The organism is Pseudomonas sp. 2FG (genome assembly GCF_005502935.1).
In the GTDB taxonomy this organism is placed as follows: Bacteria; Pseudomonadota; Gammaproteobacteria; order Pseudomonadales; family Pseudomonadaceae; genus Aquipseudomonas.
The window spans coordinates 186,520-209,509 of the sequence record NZ_SCMP01000007.1; the positions used below are offsets into that span (position 1 = coordinate 186,520).

A 22,990-nucleotide genomic window follows, 5' to 3' on the forward strand; every position below is an offset into this window, starting at 1 on the left:
ACCCGCTGACAAGCTCTTGGCTGAGCCCTATGATGGGCCCCCAGACTTTTTACTCAGCGACTCTCAATGGCCGACTCCGCTTTTTTCTGCACGCTGCCCCACGAGGGCGTTCTCGCCGTCCGCGGCCCTGACGCCAGCAAGTTCCTCCAGGGCCAGCTGACCTGCAACCTCAACTACCTTAACGCCACCACGGCCAGCCTCGGTGCCCGCTGCACGCCCAAAGGGCGCATGCTGTCGAGCTTTCGCATCCTGACGGACGGCGACGGCTATCTCCTGGCGATGGCCAGCGAACTGCTGGAGTCGCAGTTGGCCGAACTGCAGAAATACGCCGTTTTTTCCAAAGCCAAACTCGGCGATGAAAGCGCCCGCTGGGTGCGCTTCGGCCTGTGCGGGGCCGATGCCGTGCTGGCCGAGCTGGGCCTGGAGTTGGCACCGCAAGCCGACCACGTGGCGCGTGGCACCGACTCGATCGCCATCCGCCTGGCCGACGGCCGCGCCGAGCTCTGGGCTCCCGCCAGCGCCGCCGAGTCCCTGCAAGCCCGCCTCGCCGCGCACGTGCCGCAAGCACCGCTCAATAGCTGGCTGCTCGCCCAGGTGCGCGCCGGCATCGGTCAGGTCGTGGGGGCTACGCGCGAACTCTTTATCCCGCAGATGCTGAATTTGCAGGCCCTAGGCGGCGTCAGTTTCAAGAAAGGCTGCTACACCGGCCAGGAAATCGTCGCGCGCATGCAGTACCTGGGCAAGCTCAAGCGGCGTCTGTATCGCTTGCGCCTGGACGCCGGCGAACTACCGGCAGCGGCCACCGAGCTGTTCTCCCCGGTTCACCGCTCAGGCGTCGGCGAGGTGGTGCTGGCGGCTCACGCGGAAAACGGCATCGAGCTGCTCGCCGTGCTGCAGGAAGATGCAGTGAGCGACGGCCGTATCCGGCTCGGCAGCGAAGCAGGCCCAGCGCTCAGCTTGTTGGAATTGCCCTATACGCTGGACTCCAATCGCGAGATCCAACGCTAACCCTACCCAGTCAGGCGGCCAGCTTTCCAAGCGCCGCCTTTCCCAGAGACATAGCCATGAGCCAGGTGCCCGCCTTCGCCAAGCTCGGCCTCGCTCCGCGTGCCGATTTATAGGCGGATGAAGACCTCGCCGCTGCCCTGGAAGCGGCGATGAGCATGCTGCAGTAGCACCCGCGCGCCCTGCTCAGCGCCCCTCGGGCGGGAACTCCACCCGCACCCGCAAGCCACCCCGTGCCGCGTCATGCAGGCTGATCGTGGCCAGATGCGCACGGCAGATCTCCCCGACTATCGCCAAGCCCAGGCCGGCGCCCGTGCCCTGCGGGTGACGCCGGTAGAAACGTTCGAAGACCTTTTCGCGTTCATCTAACGGAATACCCGGGCCATCGTCCTCCACCTCCAGCACCCCAGGCTCCAGCACCCGCAAGATCACATTGCCGCCACTGGGAGTGTGCGCCAGGGCGTTATCCACCAGGTTGCAGAGCAGCTCATTGAGCAGGGTCGGCTCGCCACGCAGCCACACCGACTGCTCGGCTTCCAGCGCCAACGACACCCCACGCGCATGGGCCAGCGGCGCCAAGGCCAGACCCAGTTCGCGGGCCAACTGGCTGAGGTCGATGCGCTGTGCGCCGCCTTCGGCAATCGCCCGCGCGCCGCTTTCGATGCGCGCCAGGGACAGCAGCTGATTGGCCAGTTGGGTCAGGCGTTCGGTGTTCTGTGCCGACTCTTCCAGGGTGCTGCGCCAGACCTGCGGCTCCTGCGCGCGCAGGCCCAACTCCAGCCGCGCCTTGAGCGCCGCCAACGGCGTGCGCAATTCGTGGGAAGCCTCGGCGATGAAGTGCGCCTGCCGCTCGAATAAACCGCGCAGCCGGGCATTGAACTGATTGAGAGCGCTGACCAACGGCTGCAACTCGCGCGGTAACGGCGCCTCCGGCAGCGGACGCAGATCGTCGCTGGCGCGCTCGGCCACCGCCCGGCGCAAACTCTCCAGCGGGCGCAGCGCGATGCTGACCGCCAGCCACACCAGTACCAGCGCGCTGAACGACAGCAAGCCCATGCGCCACAAGGTGCCGAACAACAAGTCGCGAGCCATGCGCTCGCGTGCGCCCTGGGTCTCGGCCACACGAATTTCGGCGACGCCATTGAGCTGCGGCTCGCTCACCGGCTGCAACAGGCTGACCACCCGCACGCCCTGGCCGCGGTACTGCGCATCGTAAAACCGTGCCAGAGCCGGATAATCATCGGTCCGTGACGTGCCCGGCGGGGCAGCCGGCAGATCCTCGTAACCGGAAACCAGCGCACCGTTCAAATCCAGCACCTGGTAGTAGATGCGCCCGGCGCTGTCGTAGGCAAAGGTGTCCAGGGCGACGTAGGGCACATTGGCCTTGAGCTTGCCGTCGTCGGCGTACAAGCCATCGGCAATCGCCCGCGCCGAGGCCAGCAAGGTGCGGTCATAGGCCGTGTCCGCGGCGCGCCGGGCACTCCAATAGGCGCTCAAGCTGCTGAGCAACAGAATCAGCGCCAGCAGCAGTGCCAGGCGGCGTAACAGTCGCCCGCGCAGGCTGCCCGGTTCAGCCACCGATGGGCTCCAGCAGGTAGCCCAAACCGCGGAACGTGACGATGTGCACGCTGCTGCCCTCAAGCTTCTTACGCAGGCGATGGACGTAGATCTCGATGGAGTCGGCGCTGGCTTCTTCATCCAGACCAAACACCTGAGCCGCCAGCTGCTCCTTGCTCATCACCCGCCCCGGCCTGGCGATCATGGCCTCCAGCACCGCTTGTTCCCGGGAGGTCAAACTGAGGATGTCGTCCAGCAAGCTGAAACGCCGGGTGCCCAGGTCATAGACCAGATCGCCACAGCGCTGCTGTTGCTCGCCACCGAGCACGCTGCGACGCAGCAACGCCTTGACCCGTGCCTCAAGCTCGCTCAGCTCGAAGGGCTTGGCCAGGTAATCGTCAGCCCCCAGATTCAGCCCATGCACGCGGTCTTTCACTTCGCTGCGGGCGGTCAGCATCAGCACCGGCAGGGTCTTGCCACGTCCGCGCAAGCGGGCCAACACCTCGAAGCCATCCATCCGCGGCAGGCCGATGTCGAGAATCGCCAGGGCGTACTCTTCGCTGCTCAGCGCCAGGTCAGCGGCCACCCCGTCGTGCAGCACATCCACCGTCCAACCGGCACTCTTCAATGCCTGGGTCACGCTTGCCGCCAGTTGCGGATGGTCTTCGACCAGCAGAATTCGCACCGCCACCTCCACTAAAGCCTGAGTCAAAAACCGCTGCCGGCAGCGCTACCCGCACTATTCAAGGGCCGGAGTTTACAGGCGCAGCGCGCCCTGTGAATGACCAAAATGCCAGCCAACGCTGGCCGTTGAAAAACTTTTAGCGCTGAAAGCTTGGCGAAAGCTTGCCCCCCTAGCATCGGCTTAGGGTGGCTCGAACCACCCACCAAAACGGTTCGCACAGTGGTGTGCCGCCGTAACAAAAACAACAATGGATACCACACGATGCTGACAGCCTCACGCCAGGCACTGCCGCCTGCACATTTGCTTAGCCTAGCCGTCACCGCGACCCTGCTCGCCCCCGTCGCCCACGCCGACTTTATCGAAGACAGCAAGGCCAGCCTGTCCGCCAACAACATCTACCTGAACCGCGACTTCCGCGAGGGCGACGGCCAGAACAAGCGTGAGGAATGGGGCCAGGGCTTCATTCTCGACATCCAGTCCGGCTATACCGACGGCACGCTCGGCTTCGGCCTCGACGCCCTGGGCATGCTCGGCCTGAAGCTGGACTCCGGCGGCGGTCGCACCGGCACCGACCTGTTTCCGGTACAGGACGACGGCGGCACCCCGGACGAGTTCAGCCGCCTGGGCCTGACCGCCAAGGTCAAGGTCTCCAGCACCGAGCTAGGCTACGGTTCGCACGTTCCCGAGTTGCCGGTGGTCAAGGCCAGCGACAGCCGCCTGTTGCCGCAGGTCTTCGAAGGCGGCCTGCTCAGCTCCTCCGAGCTGGACGGCCTGACTTTCACCGGCGGGCGCCTGGACAAGGTCATCGACCGCGCCTCGAGCAACTCCGAGGACCTGCTGCTCAACAGCAAGAACAAGCGCTTCGCCCGCGGCGTGAGCAGCGATCACCTGGACCTGGCCGGCCTCGACTACCAGTTCGCCAAGGGCCTGACCGGGCGCTACTACTTCGCCGAGCTGGACGACATCTACCGCCAGCACTTCTTCGGCCTGCTGACCAGCCACCCGTTGGGCGCCGGCACCCTGTCCGCCGATCTGCGCCTGATGCTCAGTGACGACAGCGGCGCATCGAATGCCGGCAAGATCGACAACCGCGCGCTGAACGGCATGCTTAGCTATGCCATCAGCGGCCACAAGCTCGGCCTCGCCTACCAGGACATGCGCGGCGACACCGGCTATGCCTATATCGACGGTAGCGACCCCTACCTGGTCAACTTCTCGCAGATCAACGACTTCGCCAATGCCGACGAGCGCTCCTGGCAAGCCCGTTACGACTACGACTTCGCCAGCCTCGGTCTGCCCGGCCTGAGCTTCACCACCCGCTACGTCAGCGGTGACGACGCCCGGATTGCCGGCGGCGAGTGGGAACGCGACATCGAGCTCAAATACGTGGTGCAGAGCGGCACGCTGAAAAACCTCTATGTACGCCTGCGCAATGCCAGCTTCCGCTCCGACTTCGCCCGCGATGCGGACGAGAACCGTGTGATCGTCGGCTACAGCCTGCCGATCTGGTAACGCTTGACCCACAATAAAACTCCACAGGAGATCCAGCCCATGAAAACTGTCCTGACCCGCGCCGCCCTGGCGGCGTCCTGCCTGGTGTTTGCCGGCCAGCTGTTGGCCGCCGAACCCAAGCGCCCCGAGTGCATCGCCCCGGCCGCGCCCGGCGGCGGTTTCGACCTGACCTGCAAGCTCGCGCAAAGCGGCCTGCTGGACGCCAAGCTGCTGACCAAACCGATGCGCGTCACCTATATGCCCGGCGGCGTCGGTGCGGTGGCCTATAACGCCGTGGTCGCGCAGCGGCCGACCGATGGCAACGCCATAGTCGCCTTCTCTTCCGGGTCGCTGCTCAACCTGGCGCAGGGCAAATTCGGCCGTTTCGACGAGAACGCCGTGAGATGGCTGGCGGCGGTCGGCACCAGCTATGGCGCTATCGCGGTGCGCAGCGACTCGCCGTACAAGACCCTCAACGATCTGGTCAAAGCCCTCCAGGAGAACCCGGACAAGGTGGTGATCGGCTCCGGCGGCACAGTCGGCAGCCAGGACTGGATGCAGACCGCACTGATCGCGCGCGCGGCCGGCATCGACCCGCGCAAGCTGCGCTATGTCGCCCTGGAAGGCGGCGGGGAAATCGCTACCGCCCTGCTCGGCGGGCATATTCAAGTTGGCAGCACCGACATCTCCGACTCCATGCCGCACGTCCAGAGCGGTGGCATGCGCCTGCTCGCGGTGTTCGCCGAACAGCGCCTGCCAGAAGCGGCGATGGCCGACATCCCGACCGCCAAGGAACAAGGCTACGACATCGTCTGGCCTGTGGTGCGCGGCTTCTACCTCGGGCCAAAAGTCAGCGACGCCGAGTACAACTGGTGGAAGGACGCCTTCGACAAACTGCTGACTTCCGATGATTTCGCCAAGCTGCGCGACCAGCGCGAGCTGTTCCCCTTCGCGATGACCGGCCCGGAACTGGATAGCTACGTGAAGAAGCAGGTCGCCGACTACAAGCTGCTGGCCAAGGAGTTCGGCCTGATTCAGTAACCGACCGCGCGCTGGCCGGCCCTGCCTCTCAATTGTCGAGAAGGGCCTGGCCAGCGCGCTCCTCTGCCTGTTCCCGCGAGGACCTGCCCATGCTGTTCCAACGCTTGTTCACCCTGAGCGGGCTCATCGCCTGCGCGGCGCTCGCCGTGTTCGCCTGGCAATACCAGACGGCCTTCTCCTACGAACCGGTCGGCCCGCGCGCCTACCCGCTGTTGATCCTCGGCCTGAGCGCAATCGGCCTGATCTACCTGACCATTCGCCCGACCCGCCTGAGCAAAGGGCACGACGACCACCCGCTGGACAACGCCACGCTGCGCAAGATCGGCCTGTGCATCGTCATGCTGCTGGCCTATGCCGCACTGTTCGAGCCGCTCGGCCTGATCATCAGCAGCAGCCTGGTCGGTATCGGCCTGGCCATGCTCTATGGCGCGCCCTGGAAACCCGCGGTGCTGGTCAGCCTCGGCCTGGCGATTGGTCTTTATCTGCTGTTCGACAAAGTGCTCGACGTACCGCTGCCGCTGGGTTTGCTCAGCGTGCTGGAGTGATGACATGGATACCTTAAGCTTGCTCGGTCAGGGGTTCGGCGTTGCCATGACCCCCTATAACCTGACGGCGGCCCTCATCGGCACCTTTATCGGCACCATAGTCGGGCTGCTACCCGGCCTCGGCCCGATCAACGGCGTAGCGCTGTTGATTCCCGTGGCTTTCGCCCTCGGCCTGCCACCGGAATCGGCGCTGATCCTGCTCGCCGCCGTCTACCTCGGCTGCGAGTACGGCGGACGCATCTCCTCGATTCTGCTGAACATTCCCGGCGAGGCCTCGACCCTGATGACCACCCTCGACGGCTACCCGATGGCCCGCCAGGGCCTGGCCGGGGTCGCGCTGTCGCTCTCGGCCTGGAGCTCCTTCGTCGGCGCGTTCATCGCCATCATCGGCATGGTCCTGTTCGCCCCGCTGCTGGCGAAATGGGCGATTGCCTTCGGCCCGGCGGAGTATTTCGTGCTGATGGTCTTCGCCATTGTCTGCCTGGGTGGCATGGCCGGCGATAAACCGGTGAAAACCCTGGTTGCGGCGCTGCTCGGGCTGTTCCTCGCGACTATCGGCATCGACGCCAACAGCGGCGTGTACCGCTTCACCGGCGACAACGTCCACCTGGCCGACGGCATTCAGTTCGTGGTCCTGGTCCTGGGCCTGTTCTCGGTCAGCGAGATTCTCCTGATGCTGGAGAAAACCCAGCACGGACAACAGGCGATCAAAGCCAGCGGCCGCATGATGTTCAACTTCAAGGAAGTCACCTTCACCTTCATGACCACTCTGCGTGGCGGCCTGATCGGCTTCGTCTTCGGCGTGCTGCCCGGCGCCGGCGCGACCGTCGGCAGTGCGGTGGCCTATATGAGCGAGAAGAATCTGATCGGCTCGAAAGGCAAGTTCGGCCAGGGCGACATGCGCGGCCTGGCCGCACCGGAATCCGCCATCGGCGCTTGCGCCTGCGGCAACCTGATCCCCATGCTGACCCTCGGCGTGCCGGGCTCCGGCACTACCGCGGTGATGCTGGGCGCGCTATCGCTATACAACATCACCCCCGGCCCGCTGCTGTTCCAGAACCAACCGGACATCGTCTGGGGCCTGATCGCCTCGCTGTTCATCGCCAACATCATGCTGTTGATCCTCAACGTGCCGATGATCCGCGTATTCACCAGCATCCTCAGCGTGCCGAACTGGGCGCTGGTGCCGCTGATCGCGATCATCACCTCGATCGGCGTCTACGCCGTGCATGCGACGACCTTCGACCTGCTGCTGATGGTCGGCATCGGGGTCTTCGGTTACGTCTTGCGCAAGTTGGATTTCCCGCTCTCGGCGCTGCTGCTCGGCTTTGTGCTGGGCGGCTTGATGGAAGATAACCTGCGCCGCGCACTGTCGATCTCCAACGGCAACCTGGACATTCTCTGGGCCAGCCCGATCAGCATCGGCTGCTGGGTGCTGGTAGCGGCCATGCTGGTGCTGCCGATCGTCCGTATCCTGCGTAAGCGTGCTGCCCTGCGGCGCGAGCTGGCGAATGGCTGAAAGAACCTGGCCGGACTGGTGGGGAACGCCGCTGGTCGGCCTGGCCGGCGGCTACCTGGCCAGCCTGGTTGACTGGCCACTGCCGTGGATGATCGGCTCGTTGCTGACGGTGATTCTGCTGCGCTGCCTGGCGGGCTGGCAGTTGGCTGAAGTACCCGGCGCCCGCAAATGCGGGCAATGGATCATCGGCATTGGCATCGGCCTGCACTTCACCCCGGCGGTGCTCGAACAGGTGCTGTCGCATAACGGCATCATCCTGGTCGGCGCGCTGCTGACCACACTGTCCTGCCTGATCGGCGTCTCGCTACTGCGCCGCAGCGGCGAGGATCGCGCCACCGCGTTCTTCGCCAGCATGCCGGGCGGCGCCAGCGAAATGCTCAACCTCGGCGCCCGCAATGGCGCCATCGCCAGCCGGGTCGCGGCCGGGCAAAGTCTGCGTCTGCTGCTGGTGATACTTAGTGTGCCCGCGTTGTTCCAGTGGCTGCTGGGTGCTGGAGCGCCCGTACATCAAGCCGCAGCGGTGGACTGGCGCTGGCTGGCCCTGCTGTTTCCCACAGGTGCGCTGGTGGCGGTGTTCTGGCAACGCCTGCGCCAACCGAATCCCTGGCTGCTCGGCCCGCTGGTGGTCAGCGCGGCGATCAGCCTCGGCTTCGACCTGCAGATCGGCCTGCCCGGCTTCGCTAGCGCGCTGGGCCAATGGTTGATCGGCAGTGCGCTGGGTTGCCACTTCGACAGGCTGTTCTTTCGCAGGGCACCCGCGTTTATCGCTCGCACTCTGCTGGCTACCGCCTTGATGATGCTGTTCGCCGCGCTCGCCGCGCAGGTTTTGGGTTGGCTCGGCGCGCTGGATCAGCAGGCGCTGATGCTCGGCATGATGCCCGGCGGCATCGCCGAGCTCAGCTTGACGGCCGAGGCACTCCACCTCTCGGTGCCGCTGGTGACGGCGTTGCAGGTGTTGCGGTTATTGCTGGTGCTGTTTCTCGCAGAGCCGGTGTTCAGGCTCTGGCAGAAACATCAGCCCTGACTCAGCTCCGGCAGTCGCCAGTCGATCGGCTCGAGGCCGTGTTGCAGCAGAAACTTATTGGTGCGGCCAAAGTGCCCGTTACCGATAAAACCGCGATGGGCCGACAACGGCGAGGGGTGCGGCGAGCGCAGGATCAGGTGCTTGGTCGGGTCGATCAGGCTTTCCTTCTTCTGCGCATGGGCGCCCCAGAGCAGGAAAACCAGGCGCGGCTGATGGGCGCTGACCGCTTCAATGACCTTATCGGTAAACAGCTGCCAGCCCTTGCCCGCGTGGGAGCCGGCGAGCGCACGCTCGACGGTCAGCGAGGTATTGAGCAGCAACACGCCCTGCTCCGCCCAACTCTGCAGGCAGCCGTGCTGGGCGATCTCGATATTCTGGTCGCGCTTCAGTTCCTTGTAGATGTTCAGCAAGGACGGCGGCGGGGCTACCCCCGGCTGCACCGAGAAACACAAGCCATGGGCCTGGCCGGGGCCGTGATAGGGGTCCTGGCCGATGATCACCACCTTGACCCGATCCAGCGGCGTCAGGTTGAGCGCGTTGAAGATCAGCGGCCGTGGCGGATAGATCTCCTTACCGGCCGCCGCCTCATTGCGCAAGAACTCGCTCAGCTCGCGCATATAGGGCTTGTCGAATTCCTCGCGCAGGGCGTTTTTCCAACCCGCTTCGAGTTTGATACGGTCATCCGCGGCGTTCATCCATCCCCCCAGCAGGCCTGCGCGTAGCGCGGCCTGAACACGAACAAAAACGGCAACCTAGAGAAGCGCTCCGGGCAAGTCAAGGCAAGTGCCGATACGGCGCCACCGGCATGGCGATCATTGCACCCGCTCCTACGCGATAGTCCAATCTCTATGCCCATCAGCCCTGGTGCAGCGCCCGGTAGTGACTGGGCGCCATGCCGACGACTTTGCGAAATAACCGCGAGAAGTAATACACGTCCTCGTAACCCAACTGCTCGGCAACCTGGCCGATACCCTGCTCGCCCTCATCCAGCAGACGGCAGGCGTGGGCCATTTTCAGCCGGATAAAGTCCTGGATCGGCGCGTAGCCGGTCAGCGCACGGTAGGTCTTGGCGAAGTGAAAGCGCGACAGCTTGAACTGCGCCGCCAGTTGGTCGAGGTTCAGCGCGCCGTGTAGATGGGCGCGCATCACCGCCTGCACCGCATCCACATCCAACACCCGTCCAGACTTCAGCGTGGCCCGCGCCGGCAGGACCGCCAGGGAAGTCAGCAGCATCTGCAACTGGTGCGCCGCCAGAATGAAATGCGGCAGGCTCAGGCCTTGCCGGCGTAACCCCAGCAGCGCATCGAACTCCGCCAGCAGACGCGGTTGCACGCCAATCCGCCAGATCGGCCCCTCGCCCAGCGGGCGCAAAAACTCCGCCGCCAACTCGCCCTCGAAATGCACCCAATAGAGCGTCCAGGGTCGGTTGGCGTCCGCGCCGTAGGCATGTGCGCGACCTTTTGGCAGCAACAGCAGATCACCACCGCCGACCTCGAATCGTCCATCCTCGGTTTCCAACCAACCCTGGCCGGCGCGGCAATAGAGCAGTAGATGATCCTCCGGCTGCGGGCGACTCATGCGATGCCCGTATGCCTCGGGATAAAACCCCAACGCCAGCGGATAGCAGCCCATCGCCAGCGGATGACGGGAAAGCGCCCGGCGCAGGCGCGGCGGCGTGATAAAGCGCAGGCCATTGGCCGGCAGGGGCCAGTTGGAGGTTTCGACGCTACGGACCATGCGGTGCCATCCTTCGGCCTGGCGGGCCGAGCGATAATCAATCCCAAGATCGTCCATCCACCGACCAAGATCGTCAATCCTCAGCACGCCCAACAGTCGCTATATATAAATGTCGGCAACCCCATCCCGTGGAGAGTGCGATGAGCAAGCTAATGGCGCAATTGATTGCCGGTGAGTGGCGCGAGAGCCGTTCCCGCGAGCTGATCGAAGTGACCGACCCGGCGACTCAGGAAGTCCTGGCCCTGGCCCCCAAGGCCACCCACGAGGAAATCGAAGCCGCCATCGCCAGCGCCAAGGAAAGCTTCCTCAGCTGGCGTGAAGTGCCGGTATCCGAGCGTGCGCGCCTGATGCTGCGCTACCAGCACCTGCTCAAGGAACACCACGACGAGCTGGCGGAAATCCTCGCCAAGGAAACCGGCAAGACCTTCGCCGATGCCAAGGGCGACGTCTGGCGCGGCATCGAAGTCGCCGAGCAGGCCGCCAACATCGCCAGCCTGATGATGGGCGAAACCGTCGAAAACGTCGCCCGCGGTATCGATACCGCCAGCTGGATCCAGCCGCTCGGCGTCTGCGTCGGCATCACCCCGTTCAACTTCCCGGCGATGATTCCCCTGTGGATGTTCCCGCTGGCCATCGCCGCCGGCAACTGCTTCATCCTCAAACCGTCCGAACAGGACCCCATGACCCCCAACCGGCTGGCCGAGCTGTTTATCCAGGCCGGCGCCCCGAAAGGCGTGCTGCAGGTGCTGCACGGTGGCCGCGAACAAGTCGACGCCCTGCTCACCCACCCGGATATCCGCGCCATCTCCTTCGTCGGCTCGGTGCCGGTGGGCCAGCATATCTACCGCACCGGCACCGCCCATCTGAAGCGCGTGCAAGCCTTCGCCGGGGCGAAGAACCATATGGTGATAATGCCCGACGCGAACAAGGGTCAGGTGCTGAGCAACCTGGTTGGCGCCAGCTGCGGCGCCGCCGGGCAACGCTGCATGGCGATCAGCGTGGCGGTCTTCGTCGGCGCAGCGAACAACTGGATCCCCGAGCTGGCCGGGCAAATGGCCGAACTGCGCCCCGGCTACTGGAATGACCCGCACGCCGCCTACGGTCCGCTGATCAGCCAGCACGCCAAGCAACGCGTGCAACGCCTGATTGCCGAAGGCAAAGCCGAAGGCGCCGAGTGCCTGCTCGACGGCAGCCACTGCACAGTGCCTGGCTACCCCAACGGCAACTGGCTCGGCCCCAGCCTGTTCCGTGGGGTCACCACCAAGATGGGCCTGTACCGCGAAGAAATCTTCGGCCCGGTGCTGGTGTGCATGGAGGTCGAGAGCCTGGCGGACGCGATCAAACTGATCAACGACAGCCCCTACGGCAACGGCACCTCGATCTTCACCAGCTCGGGTGGCGCCGCGCGGCACTTCCAGCACGACATCGAAGTCGGCCAGGTCGGCATCAACGTGCCGGTGCCGGTACCGCTGCCGTTCTTCTCCTTCACCGGCTGGAAAGGCTCGTTCTACGGCGACCTGCACGCCTACGGCAAACAGGCCGTGCGCTTCTACAGCGAGACCAAGACCGTCACCAGCCGCTGGTTCGATGAGAGTCCGGTGACTGGGCCGAATATGACCATTCAGTTGAAGTAGGCCGATTAAAACCCGCCGAAACCCAGCGCAACATCAAGCTGGGTTTCGGCGCACATGGAGAAGACATGGATTTCGACCTTTCTGAAGAACAACGCCTGCTGGTGGAGAGTGCGCGGGCCTTCGCCAGCCATGAACTGGCACCGCACGCCGCCGACTGGGATCGTGACCATCACTTCCCCGTGGACGTGATCCGCCGCGCCGCCGAGCAGGGTTATCTGGCCCTGTATATCGGCGAGGAGGATGGCGGCCTGGGGCTCTCGCGGCTGTCGACCTCGCTGATCTTCGAGCAGCTGTCGGCCGGCTGTGTCGCCACCACCGCCTACCTGACCATTCACAACATGGCCAGTTGGATGCTCGCCAGCTTTGCCGACCCGGCGTTGAAAGCCGAATGGCTACCACGCCTGATCAGCGGCGAGCTGCTCGCCTCGTACTGCCTGACCGAACCGGACGCCGGCTCCGATGCCGCGCACCTGCGCACCCGCGCCAGACGCGAGGGTGACGAGTACCTCATCGACGGCAGCAAGTCGTTTATCTCCGGCGCCGGCAGCACCGAAGTTCTGATCGTCATGGCGCGTACCGGGGAAGACGGCGCCAAGGGCATCTCCTGCTTTCTGGTGCCGGCCGATGCCCCCGGCGTGCGCTATGGGCGCAATGAATTGAAGATGGGCTGGCGGGCGCAGCCGACCCGTTCGATCAGCTTCGAGGGCGTGCGCATTCCGGCGGGCAACCGCATCGGCCCGGAAGGCCAGGGCTTCGTCTACGCGATGAAGGGCCTGGATGGCGGCCGCCTGAATATCGCCAGCTGCTCGCTCGGCGCGGCCCAGGCCGCGCTCGAGCAATCGCTGCGCTATGTCGAGGAGCGCAAGCAATTCGGCAAAGCGCTGGCAGAGTTCCAGGCCCTGCAGTTCAAGCTCGCCGACATGCTCACCGACCTCACCGCCAGCCGGCAGATGGTGCGCCTGGCCGCGCACAAGCTCGACCAGCAACACCCGGAAGCCAGCCTCTACTGTGCCATGGCCAAGCGCTTCGCCACCGACCAGTGCTTCGAGCTGTGCAATGCGGCGCTGCAACTGCACGGCGGCTATGGCTACCTGAATGATTACCCGCTGGAGCGCTGGGTACGCGACAGTCGCGTGCACCAGATCCTCGAGGGCACTAACGAAATCATGCGCGTGATCGTGGCGCGACGCCTGCTGGAGCAAGGCGGTATGCTCGATCAACTGCTGTAACTGACGAAAACAGGGATAAATCGCTTATGAGCAACGCCGTAGAAGCCTACAACCCCGGTCTCTTCGACCTGACCCACAAGCTGACGGTGGAGAAGCACGGGCACACCGCCCTGCTCACCATCAACCACCCGCCGGCCAATACCTGGGATCGCGACTCGCTGATCGGCCTCAAGCAACTGATCGAGCACCTCAATCGCGATGACGCTATCTACGCCCTGGTAATCACCGGCCAAGGCAGCAAATTCTTCAGCGCCGGGGCCGACCTGAAGCTCTTCGCCGATGGCGATAAGGCCCGCGCCCGCGAGATGGCCCGGTGTTTCGGTGAAGCCTTCGAGGCCCTGCGCGATTTCCGCGGCGTGTCGATTGCCGCGATCAATGGCTACGCCATGGGCGGCGGCCTGGAGTGCGCCCTGGCCTGCGACATCCGCATCGCCGAGCGCCAGGCACAAATGGCCCTGCCGGAAGCCACGGTCGGCCTGTTGCCGTGCGCCGGCGGCACCCAGGCGCTGCCCTGGCTGATCGGCGAGGGCTGGGCCAAACGCATGATTCTCTGCGGCGAGCGCGTCGATGCGGAAACCGCCCTGCGCATCGGCCTGGTCGAACAAGTGGTGGACAACGGGGAAGCCCGCGGCCATGCCCTGCTGCTCGCGGCCAAAGTCGCGCGGCAGAGCCCGGTCGCGGTGCGCACCATCAAGCCGCTGCTGCAGGGCGCCCGCGAACGCGGGCCGAACAGCTGGCTGCCCGAGGAGCGCGAGCGCTTCGTCGACCTGTTCGATGCCGACGACACCCGCGAAGGCGTCAACGCCTTCCTGGAAAAACGCGACCCGCAATGGCGCAACCGATAAGCCTAGATGGTGCGCACAGCGCACTCTACACACACCCGTAGGGTGCGCCGCGCGCACCAGGAACCGGCAACATGAACGTAACTTTCGAAGAGCTCGTGAGTCGGCACGGCGCCCGCATCGGCATCGCCAGCCTGGATGCCGAACAGAGCCTGAATGCCCTCTCGCTGTCGATGATCGAGGTATTGGACGCCAAACTGCACGCCTGGGCCGCAGACCCCGACATCGCCTGCGTGATCCTGCGGGGCAACGGGCCGAAAGCCTTCTGCGCCGGCGGCGATGTACGCCGGCTGGTCGATGCCTGCCGCGAGCATCCCGGCCAGGTACCGCCGTTGGCCGGGCGCTTCTTCGCCGACGAATACCGCCTCGACCACCGCATCCACACCTATCCGAAGCCACTGATCTGTTGGGCCCACGGCTATGTGCTGGGCGGCGGGCTGGGTTTGATGCAAGGCGCGGGCATCCGCATCGTCACCCCGAGCAGCCGCCTGGCGATGCCGGAAATCAATATCGGCCTGTATCCGGATGTCGGCGGCAGTTGGTTCCTCAGCCGCCTGCCGGGCAAGCTCGGCCTGTTCCTCGGTCTGACCGCCACGCAAATCAATGCCCAGGATGCGCTCGATCTCGGCCTGGCCGACCGCTTCCTGCGTGACGAGCAGCAGGACGAATTGATCCAGGGCCTGCTGCAACTGAACTGGCAAGAACAACCGGCCATGCAGCTGAACAGCCTACTCAAAGCCATGGAGCACGAGGCCACTCAGCAACTGCCGCAAGCCCAGTTGCTCACGCGGCGCAACACTATCGACAAGCTGCTGGATGTCGCCGACCTCCCCAGTGCCTGGCGCGCCATCGGCGCCCTGCAAGACGCTAGCGACCCACTGCTCAGCCGCGCGGCCAAGACCCTGACGGCTGGCTGCCCGCTCACCGCGCACCTGGTGTGGGCGCAGATCGAACGGGGCAAACACCTGTCACTCGCGCAGGTGTTCCAGATGGAATACACCATGAGCCTGAACTGCTGTCGCCACCCGGAATTCCCCGAAGGCGTACGCGCCCGCCTGATCGACAAGGACAACGCGCCGCGCTGGCACTGGCCGGACGTCGCCAACATCCCCGCAGCCGTCATCGAGGCGCACTTCCAGCCGACCTGGGAAGGTCCGCACCCGCTGGCGGACTTGTAAACCACATCGCCTCACCTCGGCCAAGGAGCACAACCATGAACAAAATCGCCTTTATCGGCCTCGGCCATATGGGCCTGCCCATGGCTCGCAACCTGCTCAAGGCCGGTTTCGAACTCAAGGTCTTCGACTTGCAGCAAGGCGCCATCGACGAGCTGGCGGCCGAAGGCGCCCACGCCGCGAATGACGCCCGCGACGCCGTGCAAGGTGCCGAAGTGGTGATTACCATGCTCCCGGCCAGCCGCCATGTCGAAGGCCTGTACCTCGGCGAACAGGGCCTGCTCGGCTATATCGCCCCCGGCCGCCTGGTGCTGGAGTGCTCGACCATCGCCCCCGAGTCGGCCAAGAAGGTGCACCAGGCCGCCGCCGAGCTGGGCCTGGAGATGCTGGATGCGCCGGTCTCCGGCGGCACCGCCGGCGCTGCGGCCGGCACCCTGACCTTTATGATCGGCGGCCAAGCCGGTGCGCTGGAGAAAGCCCGGCCGCTGCTGAATGCCATGGGCAAGAACATCTTCCACGCCGGCCCGGATGGCGCCGGGCAGGTGGCCAAGGTCTGCAACAACCTGCTGCTGGCGGTGCAGATGGTCGGCACCGCCGAGAGTATGGCCCTCGGCGTGGCCAACGGTCTCGACCCGAAAACCCTGGCCGAGATCATGCGTCAGAGTTCCGGTGGTAACTGGGTGCTGGAGCGCTACAATCCCTGGCCCGGGGTGATGGAAAACGCTCCGGCATCGAAGGGCTACAGCGGCGGCTTTATGGCGGAATTGATGGCCAAGGACCTGGGCCTGGCCCAGGAAGCCGCACAAGCCACCGGCTGCAGCACGCCGATGGGCGCGCTGGCACTGAGCCTGTATCGCTTGCTGCTCAAGCAGGGCCACGGCCAGGAGGATTTTTCGGTGGTGCAGCAACTGTTCGTTGCCGAGTAGCCCGTTCCTACAAAAACGTCGGCCTCAACGTTCTCGCAATGCCTCGGCACGGGCACGAATGATCGGCTTGAGCAGGTAGCTGAGAATGCTCTTCTTGCCGGTGATGATGTCCACCGAGGCGACCATCCCCGGAATGATCAGCAGCGGATGCTCCTCCGACCCCAGGTGGCTCTTATCGGTGCGCAGCTTGATCAGGTAGAAGCTATTGCCTTCCTCATCGGTGATGGTGTCGGCACCGATCTGCTCCAGCTTGGCCTTCAGCCCGCCGTAGATGGTGTAGTCATAGGCGGTGAACTTGACCACCGCCTCCTGCCCCGGATTAAGGAAGGCGATGTCCTGCGGGCGAATGCGCGCCTCGACCAACAAGGTGTCGTCCAGGGGCACGATTTCCACCAGATCGCTACCGGGCTGGATCACGCCACCTATGGTGTTGACCAGCAACTGCTTGACGATACCGCGCACCGGCGAGGTGACCAGGGTGCGACTGACGCGATCCTCGAGCGCCTTACCGGTCGCCTCGATCTTGCTCAGATCGGTGCGGGTTTCGTTCAGCTGGGTCAGCGCCTCACTGCGAAAACGCCCGCGAGTCTCGTCGATCTTGCGCTCGACTTCCTTGATCGCCGACTCGGCCCGTGGAATCGCCAGGCCGGTGGCCTCCAGTTGGCCACGGTTCTCCACCTCGGCGCGCTTGAGCCGCAGCACCTCGACCTGGGAGATCGCGCCTTCGGCGACCAACGGCTCGGACATCTGAATTTCCTGCCGCAGCAGATTCAGGCTGTTGCGGTACTGCGCCTGCTTGGAAGCAAACTCGCGCAACTCCTGCTGACGCTGAATCAGTTGCTCTTGCAGTCCGGCCACCTCGTCCTGCAACTGTTGGCGACGGCTCTCATACAGCGACTGCTCGCTCGCCGCCAAGCCGGGGGCCAAGCTCAGCACGCTCTGCGGCACATTCAGCGGGCGCCCCTCAACCTCGGCATTCAAGCGCTCGACCCGCAGCAGCAAGGCCAGCCGATCGGCCTCGGTCTCGCCGACATTCGAAGCGAAGCGGGTGTCATCCAGGCGCAGCAGCGGGTCACCGAGCTTGACGACCTGGCCCTCGCGAACGAACAACTCGGCGACTATGCCGCCTTCGAGGTTCTGAATTTTTTGCAGCTTGGAGGACGGAATCGCCTTGCCATCGCCCCGGGTAACCTCGTCAATCACCGCAAAGTTGGCCCACAGCAGCAGAAACACGAAGAAGCCGATCAGCGTCCAGATGGTCAGCCGCACCACCCGCGGCGCATCCTCCACCAGCGCCTTGCTGACCTCCGGCAACGGTTGCCCGCTCAGCGAGTCCGAGCCGTTGAAGTAGCCCCGTAAGCTTTGCCGGAATTGTCCCATCCACACTTTAGGCGACACTGATTTGCCCCTTCTTTAGCGCGTCCATGACCGAGGCTTTCGGGCCGTCGGCGATGATCAAGCCTTTGTCGATGATGATCAGGCGGTCGACCAGCGACAGCATCGAGGCCCGGTGCGTGACCAGCACCAAGGTCTTATTCGCCAGCACCGCGACCAGGCGCTGTTTCAGGCGCTCCTCGCCGGTGTTATCCATGGCGCTGGTCGGCTCATCGAGCAACAGAATCGGCGGGTTGAGCAACAGCGCGCGGGCCAGGGCGACGTTTTGCCGCTGGCCGCCGGACAATTGCTGCCCCCGCTCGCCCACCTGCAACTCATAGCCCTGCGGATGCAGCCGGGCGAACTCATGCACGCCGGCCAACTCAGCCGCCTGCAACACCAACTCGTCTTCAACGTAACGCGCACCGGAGACCAAATTGTCGCGCAGCGTACCGCTGAGCAACTGGATGTCCTGCGGCACGTAGCCGATGTTGTGGCGCAACTCGCTGACATCCAGTTGGCGGATATCCACGCCATCCACCAGCAGGCTGCCGGCATCGGCCTGATAGAGCCCGACCAGCAGCTTGGCCAGGGAACTCTTACCCGAGCCGCTGCGGCCGATGATGCCGACCTTCTCGCCCGGGCGAATGACCAGGTTGAGGCCTTTCAGCGCCGGGTTCTGTTGGTTCGGGTAGCTGAAGTCCAACTGCCGGCACTCGATGGCACCTTGCAGGGTCTGGCGGGTCAGCGGGCGCTCATCTTCATGGCGCTCCTGGGGCAGCTCCATCATCTGGTCAACCGAATCCATGGTCACCCGCGCCTGTTGATAGCGCGTGAGCAGCCCGGACAGCTGCGTTAGCGGGCCGAGGGCGCGGCCGTTGAGCATGTAGCAGGCAATCAAACCACCCATACTCAGGTTGCCATCGATGATCAGGTAGACGCCAAACACTATCATCACCACCCCGGCCAATTGCTGAATCAACATGGTGATGTTCATCGCCAGGCTGGACAGCATGCGCGCACGCAACTCCAACCGGCTGAGGGTGCCGATGGTCTGCTCCCATTGATACTGGCGCTCGCTTTCGGCGTTGTTGACCTTGACCGCATCCAGCCCGGCCAGCGTCTCGATCAGGCTGGACTGACGCTCCGCCGACAGCGCCATGGTCCGCTCCATGGTCTCCGCCAACGGCTTTTGCAGCGCCCAGCCGATCAGCATGGCGATCGGGAACGCCAGCACCGGAATCCACACCAGATGCCCGCCCAGCAGCGCGATTACCAGCAACACCAGCAAGGTGAACGGCAGGTCGATCAGGCTGGTCAGGGTCAACGAGGCGAGAAAGTCGCGCAGCGTCTGAAATTCATGGATGTTCTGCGCGAAACTGCCGACCCGGGCCGGGCGAAAACGCATGGACATGCCGACGATGCGTTCGAACAGTGTGGCGGAGATGATCAGGTCGGTCTTCTTGCCGGCTAGGTCCAGGCACAGGCCGCGCATCGACTTGAGCAACAGATCGAACAGGTAGGCGCCCGAGATCCCGATGGCCAGCACCCAGAGTGTCGCTGCGGCCTGGTTGGGCACCACGCGGTCATAGACGTTCATGACGAACAGCGGCGCCGCCAAGGCGATCACGTTGATCAGCAGGCTGGCGGCGATGGCGTCGGCATACAGCCAACGCGAGCGCTTCAAGGTATCGCGGAACCAGGAACGCGCACGCGGGATCAGGGTGCCGTGATTGACATCGAACTTGTGCTGCGGCTGGGCGAAGAACACCTGGCCGCTGTAATCCTCGGCCAGCAACTGCGGCTCGACCCGCACCTCACCACCATCGCTCTCGCTAAGCAGCAAACGCGCCTTGCCGTCAGCCTCCCAGCCAATCAGCACAGCGCTGCGGCCGTCTTTGAGCAGCAGCAATGCCGGCATCGCCATCGCTGGAATTTGCTCCAGGCGGCGCTGCAACAGGCGCCCCTGCAAACCGGCCCGGGCTGCCGCACGCGGCAGCAACTCGGCACTCAGGCGCTGTGCCGGCAAGGGTAAGCCTGTGGTTAACATCGCCCGGCTGGCAGACTTCTGGTGCAGGGCGCAGAGCGAAAGCAGACCGTCCAATAAAGGATCGTCATGCTGCCCACGTGGATCATGGCTGAGCTGAACTCGACTAACTTCTGATTCCACGCTGGGGCACTCTTTTTCTTAGGCGGCAAACCACTCAATTCAAACCAGGCAGACTCACCTGTGGCTTCACGTCGTCTTGCACGACGGAGGCCAGTGGCGCGACCACTCCCTGACTCTTGAGCAACTCGCCCATGGTCGCCTTGATCCGGTACTGAGTAAACAGTTCGGTAAATTTGACCTCGGCCAGACGACGCTGCGCAGTGAACAACTCATTTTCACTGTCCAGCAGATCGAGCAGAGTGCGCTCACCGAGGCTGAACTGCTTCTGATAGGCAGTACGCACATTACCGCTGTAATCCACGTACTGCTGGGCGATGGGTAGCTGCGCGCGGGCATTGTTCAACGCATTCCAGGCCAGGCCCAACTCTTCATTGAGTACGCGCAAGGCATTGTTGCGAATGTCCAGGGCCTGATTGGCCTGGTAGGACTTCGATTGCAGGTCCGCCTTGTTGCTACCGCCGGCAAACAGGTTGTACTGCATGCGCAGCATGGCCTGCCAATCGTTGACGTGCCCAGCCTGGCCATCCAGGTTGTTATCCGCCGAACGCGCCAACTCGGCGTCGAAGCGCGGATAGAAGGTCGACTTCGCCGCCTCGTACTGCTTCTCGGCGGCTACGATGTCCGACTCCGCCGAACTCAGAATCGGGCTGTTCTCCAGCATCTGCTGACGGGCCTGACCGAGGCTCTCCGGCAACTGGCCAAGCAAGCCTTGTGGGCGAGTCAGTTCGGCAGCCTCTTGACCGACGGCACTGACGTAGTTGGTTTGCGCGTCCGCCAGGTTGGTTTGCTCGGTAATCAGGTTATTGCGCGCTTGCGCCAGACGCGCTTCCGCCTGGTCAAGGTCAGCTAGACGCCCCACCCCACGGGAGGTGCGCAGGCTGATCTGATCGTAGATCCGTTCATGGCTGCGCAGGTTATCTTCAGCCAGGCGCACCAAGTCTTCACGCGTCAGCACGTCCAGATAAACCTGTGCCACGCTCAGCGCCGTGCGCTCGGAAGTACCCAACAGCTCATAAGCGCGGGAGTTCACCGTCGCCTGCTGACGACCGACTTCATTTGAAGTGGCAAAGCCATCGAAAACCATCTGCCGCAAACGCAGGCTCGACTCGCTGCGAGTCAAGGTTTCCCAATGGTTGCCAGCACCCCGCGTAGAGGGGTCATCGGTGCCTTCGCGACCAATGCCACCGAGCAGATCGACCGACGGCAGATAGCCGCCCTTCGCCGCTTTCAACTGGGCATCGGCAGACAAGCGGCTATTTACACCGGCCTGCACCTCCGGATGGACGTCCAGCGCATGCTGCATTGCCTCAGGCAAGCTCTGGGCGTGGCTCGAGAGACTGACGGCGAGAGCAAGGGGTAGAACCGCAAAAAAACGCACACGCATGTTATTCGCATCCTTCTGGCAAAAAGCGTCCATTTATAGGGAAATGCTGCGACGGCCGGGAAGCGAAACGCCCCTCAAACCCCTCGCAAAACACTCTGCGAGCAGGCGTCAATGTCAAAGTGACAAGACGGTGCGGATTGTTTAGGATGAGGATAATTTGGTCAATACTTTGGCATAAACTTAATAGCCAAAAACAACAAGCCAACTATTTGGCGTCATTTTATCGCCGAAAAATATATCTGCGCATCCCCTGCATAGGCACTGCTACCGCCCTACGACTGCATGGAGGCCAGCTGACCGTCAGACCAAGGAGAGTCGTCCATGAGCAGTCTTATTGCCATCGTCAAAAGCGTTGTTGGTCAGGTCTTCGCGCTTTCTCCGGAAGGTATTCAACGCCTGCTCATCGAAGGCGATCGCCTATTCAAAGGCGACGAGATCATCACTGGTTCCGCGGGCATGGTCTCCCTGGCACTGGCTGACGGCCGCATCATCGACCTGGGCCGTGATACCCAGTGGCAAGCTCCGGCCGAAGAGCCGAAGAGCCAAGAAGGCAACGCAGAGGGCAAGACTGTCGACGAGCTGCAACAAGCCATCGCCGCCGGTGTTGACCCCACCGAAGCACTCGACTCATCGGCCGCAGGCCCCGGCGCAACCGCTGGCTTATCCGAGGGTGGTGGTACGAGCGGCGGCCACAGCTTCATTCAACTGGCCGAAACCGCTGAACGCCTTGACCCGAGCATCGGCTTTCCAACCCAGGGGCTCGGTTTCATTGCCGGCAGCGAGCGAGAAGAGCTCGGTCTGGATAGACAACGCTCGGATGCCCAGGGCAGCACAACTGTGCTGCCGCCAGCGGCACCGCCGAGCCTGGCCATCCCCGACACCGACGGGGCAGCCAACGCCAGCGACAGCACCCTGTCTGAAGCTGCCGGCGCCAGCGCCGGCAGCTTCACCGTCAGCGCCGAGGCCGGCATTGCCTCGATCAGCGTCGGCGGCACCACTGTCAGCGCCACCCAGTTGGCTAACCTTGGCACCACCCCGATCATCATCAACACCGGCGAAGGCAGTCTGACCCTCACCGGTTTCAACGCCACCACCGGCGTGGTCAGCTACAGCTACGACCCCAGCGTGCTGAGCCATAGCGCCAGTGCGCCGTTCATCGACAGTATCACCATAGTGGTAACGGACACCAACGGCGTGGCCGGCAACGACACGCTCAATATAGCCATCACCGACAGCCTGCCAGTCGCCGTCAACGACAGCGCCAGCCTTAACGAAGATGCGGCCCCGAACACTGTCAGCGGCACGGTCCTGAGCAACGACACGGTCGGCGCCGACAGCAACGCCACCCCGGTCACCGCAGGCACCTTCACGCTGGCACACGGCACACTGGTACTCAACGCCGACGGCAGCTACGTCTATACGTTGAACAATGCCGATGCTGCCGTGAACGCCTTGAACAACGGGCAGAGCCTGCTCGACAGTTTCACCTACACCCTGACCGACGGCGATGGCTCCAGCACCACCGCCACGCTCGTCATCACCATCAACGGCGCCGAAGACGCGCCAGTGATCGCCGGCGTGGTCGTCGGCGCGGTCGCCGAAGACGGCGCGGCCACCGCCAGCGGCAGCCTGAGCATCAGCGACGTCGACAG

Annotated in this window: 19 protein-coding genes; 12 read left to right on the plus strand and 7 right to left on the minus strand. The window is 64.1% G+C overall.

What is annotated here, in order from left to right:
• The first annotated feature begins 66 nt into the window (after positions 1 to 66).
• Positions 67 to 1,008 carry a folate-binding protein YgfZ gene (locus FFS13_RS09625; RefSeq protein WP_137818882.1) on the plus strand — a complete coding sequence of 314 codons (942 nt, stop codon included), beginning with the start codon at positions 67 to 69 and terminating at the stop codon, positions 1,006 to 1,008.
• 183 nt (positions 1,009 to 1,191) lie between these two features.
• Here FFS13_RS09625 and FFS13_RS09630 read toward each other — a convergent pair whose 3' ends face one another.
• A complete protein-coding gene (locus FFS13_RS09630) occupies positions 1,192 to 2,583 on the minus strand; it encodes a sensor histidine kinase (RefSeq protein WP_137818883.1) in 1,392 nt (463 codons plus the stop codon).
• Entirely contained in the window at positions 2,576 to 3,247 is a 672-nt protein-coding gene (locus FFS13_RS09635; RefSeq protein WP_137818884.1) for a response regulator, read from the minus strand. The genes FFS13_RS09630 and FFS13_RS09635 overlap by 8 nt, the downstream gene beginning before the upstream one ends.
• 261 nt (positions 3,248 to 3,508) lie before the next feature.
• Between FFS13_RS09635 and FFS13_RS09640 the strand changes: the two genes are divergently transcribed.
• The 5 genes from FFS13_RS09640 to FFS13_RS09660 all read left to right on the plus strand — a co-directional run bounded on the left by FFS13_RS09640 (position 3,509) and on the right by FFS13_RS09660 (position 8,867).
• Entirely contained in the window at positions 3,509 to 4,759 is a 1,251-nt protein-coding gene (locus FFS13_RS09640) for an OprD family porin (protein ID WP_137818885.1), read from the plus strand.
• A gap of 39 nt (positions 4,760 to 4,798) precedes the next feature.
• Positions 4,799 to 5,779, plus strand: a complete 981-nt coding sequence (locus FFS13_RS09645; RefSeq protein WP_137818886.1) for a tripartite tricarboxylate transporter substrate binding protein — start codon at positions 4,799 to 4,801, stop codon at positions 5,777 to 5,779.
• A gap of 89 nt (positions 5,780 to 5,868) precedes the next feature.
• Positions 5,869 to 6,324 (plus strand): tripartite tricarboxylate transporter TctB family protein, encoded by a 456-nt coding sequence (locus tag FFS13_RS09650; protein ID WP_137818887.1) that lies wholly within the window; start codon positions 5,869 to 5,871, stop codon positions 6,322 to 6,324.
• 4 nt (positions 6,325 to 6,328) lie between these two features.
• A complete protein-coding gene (locus FFS13_RS09655; protein ID WP_137818888.1) occupies positions 6,329 to 7,843 on the plus strand; it encodes a tripartite tricarboxylate transporter permease in 1,515 nt (504 codons plus the stop codon).
• Entirely contained in the window at positions 7,836 to 8,867 is a 1,032-nt protein-coding gene (locus FFS13_RS09660; RefSeq protein ID WP_137818889.1) for an AbrB family transcriptional regulator, read from the plus strand. The genes FFS13_RS09655 and FFS13_RS09660 overlap by 8 nt, the downstream gene beginning before the upstream one ends.
• Here FFS13_RS09660 and ung read toward each other — a convergent pair.
• Positions 8,858 to 9,562, minus strand: coding sequence for a uracil-DNA glycosylase (gene ung / locus FFS13_RS09665; protein WP_137818890.1), 705 nt, complete (start codon positions 9,560 to 9,562; stop codon positions 8,858 to 8,860). The two genes, FFS13_RS09660 and ung, sit on opposite strands and share 10 nt — an antisense overlap.
• 160 nt (positions 9,563 to 9,722) lie before the next feature.
• Complete coding sequence (locus tag FFS13_RS09670) at positions 9,723 to 10,604, minus strand: AraC family transcriptional regulator (protein ID WP_137818891.1); 882 nt, start codon at positions 10,602 to 10,604, stop codon at positions 9,723 to 9,725.
• 140 nt (positions 10,605 to 10,744) lie between these two features.
• Here FFS13_RS09670 and FFS13_RS09675 point away from each other — a divergent pair, with 140 nt between their 5' ends.
• The 5 genes from FFS13_RS09675 (at position 10,745) to mmsB (ending at position 16,410) form a co-directional block, all read left to right on the plus strand.
• Positions 10,745 to 12,238, plus strand: a complete 1,494-nt coding sequence (locus FFS13_RS09675; protein ID WP_137818892.1) for a CoA-acylating methylmalonate-semialdehyde dehydrogenase — start codon at positions 10,745 to 10,747, stop codon at positions 12,236 to 12,238.
• A 65-nt stretch (positions 12,239 to 12,303) separates the two neighbouring features.
• Positions 12,304 to 13,467, plus strand: coding sequence for an isobutyryl-CoA dehydrogenase (locus FFS13_RS09680; protein ID WP_137818893.1), 1,164 nt, complete (start codon positions 12,304 to 12,306; stop codon positions 13,465 to 13,467).
• Positions 13,468 to 13,493: 26 nt separating this feature from the next.
• Positions 13,494 to 14,312, plus strand: coding sequence for an enoyl-CoA hydratase (locus FFS13_RS09685; protein WP_137818894.1), 819 nt, complete (start codon positions 13,494 to 13,496; stop codon positions 14,310 to 14,312).
• Between the two features lie 71 nt (positions 14,313 to 14,383).
• A complete protein-coding gene (locus FFS13_RS09690) occupies positions 14,384 to 15,487 on the plus strand; it encodes an enoyl-CoA hydratase/isomerase family protein (protein WP_137818895.1) in 1,104 nt (367 codons plus the stop codon).
• A gap of 35 nt (positions 15,488 to 15,522) precedes the next feature.
• Complete coding sequence (gene mmsB / locus FFS13_RS09695; RefSeq protein WP_137818896.1) at positions 15,523 to 16,410, plus strand: 3-hydroxyisobutyrate dehydrogenase; 888 nt, start codon at positions 15,523 to 15,525, stop codon at positions 16,408 to 16,410.
• Positions 16,411 to 16,434: 24 nt separating this feature from the next.
• Here the strand turns inward: mmsB and FFS13_RS09700 are convergent, their stop codons facing one another.
• Genes FFS13_RS09700 through FFS13_RS09710 form a run of 3 tightly spaced genes read right to left on the minus strand, consistent with a single transcriptional unit; the run spans position 16,435 to position 21,338 of the window.
• On the minus strand, positions 16,435 to 17,790 hold the full coding sequence (locus FFS13_RS09700; RefSeq protein ID WP_137818907.1) for an HlyD family type I secretion periplasmic adaptor subunit: 1,356 nt from the start codon (positions 17,788 to 17,790) through the stop codon (positions 16,435 to 16,437).
• Between the two features lie 7 nt (positions 17,791 to 17,797).
• Positions 17,798 to 19,954 (minus strand): type I secretion system permease/ATPase, encoded by a 2,157-nt coding sequence (locus tag FFS13_RS09705; protein WP_137818897.1) that lies wholly within the window; start codon positions 19,952 to 19,954, stop codon positions 17,798 to 17,800.
• 34 nt (positions 19,955 to 19,988) lie between these two features.
• On the minus strand, positions 19,989 to 21,338 hold the full coding sequence (locus tag FFS13_RS09710) for a TolC family outer membrane protein (RefSeq protein WP_137818898.1): 1,350 nt from the start codon (positions 21,336 to 21,338) through the stop codon (positions 19,989 to 19,991).
• 321 nt (positions 21,339 to 21,659) lie between these two features.
• Between FFS13_RS09710 and FFS13_RS09715 the strand changes: the two genes are divergently transcribed.
• A partial coding sequence (locus FFS13_RS09715) for a retention module-containing protein (RefSeq protein WP_137818899.1) occupies positions 21,660 to 22,990 on the plus strand: 1,331 nt, incomplete at its 3' end.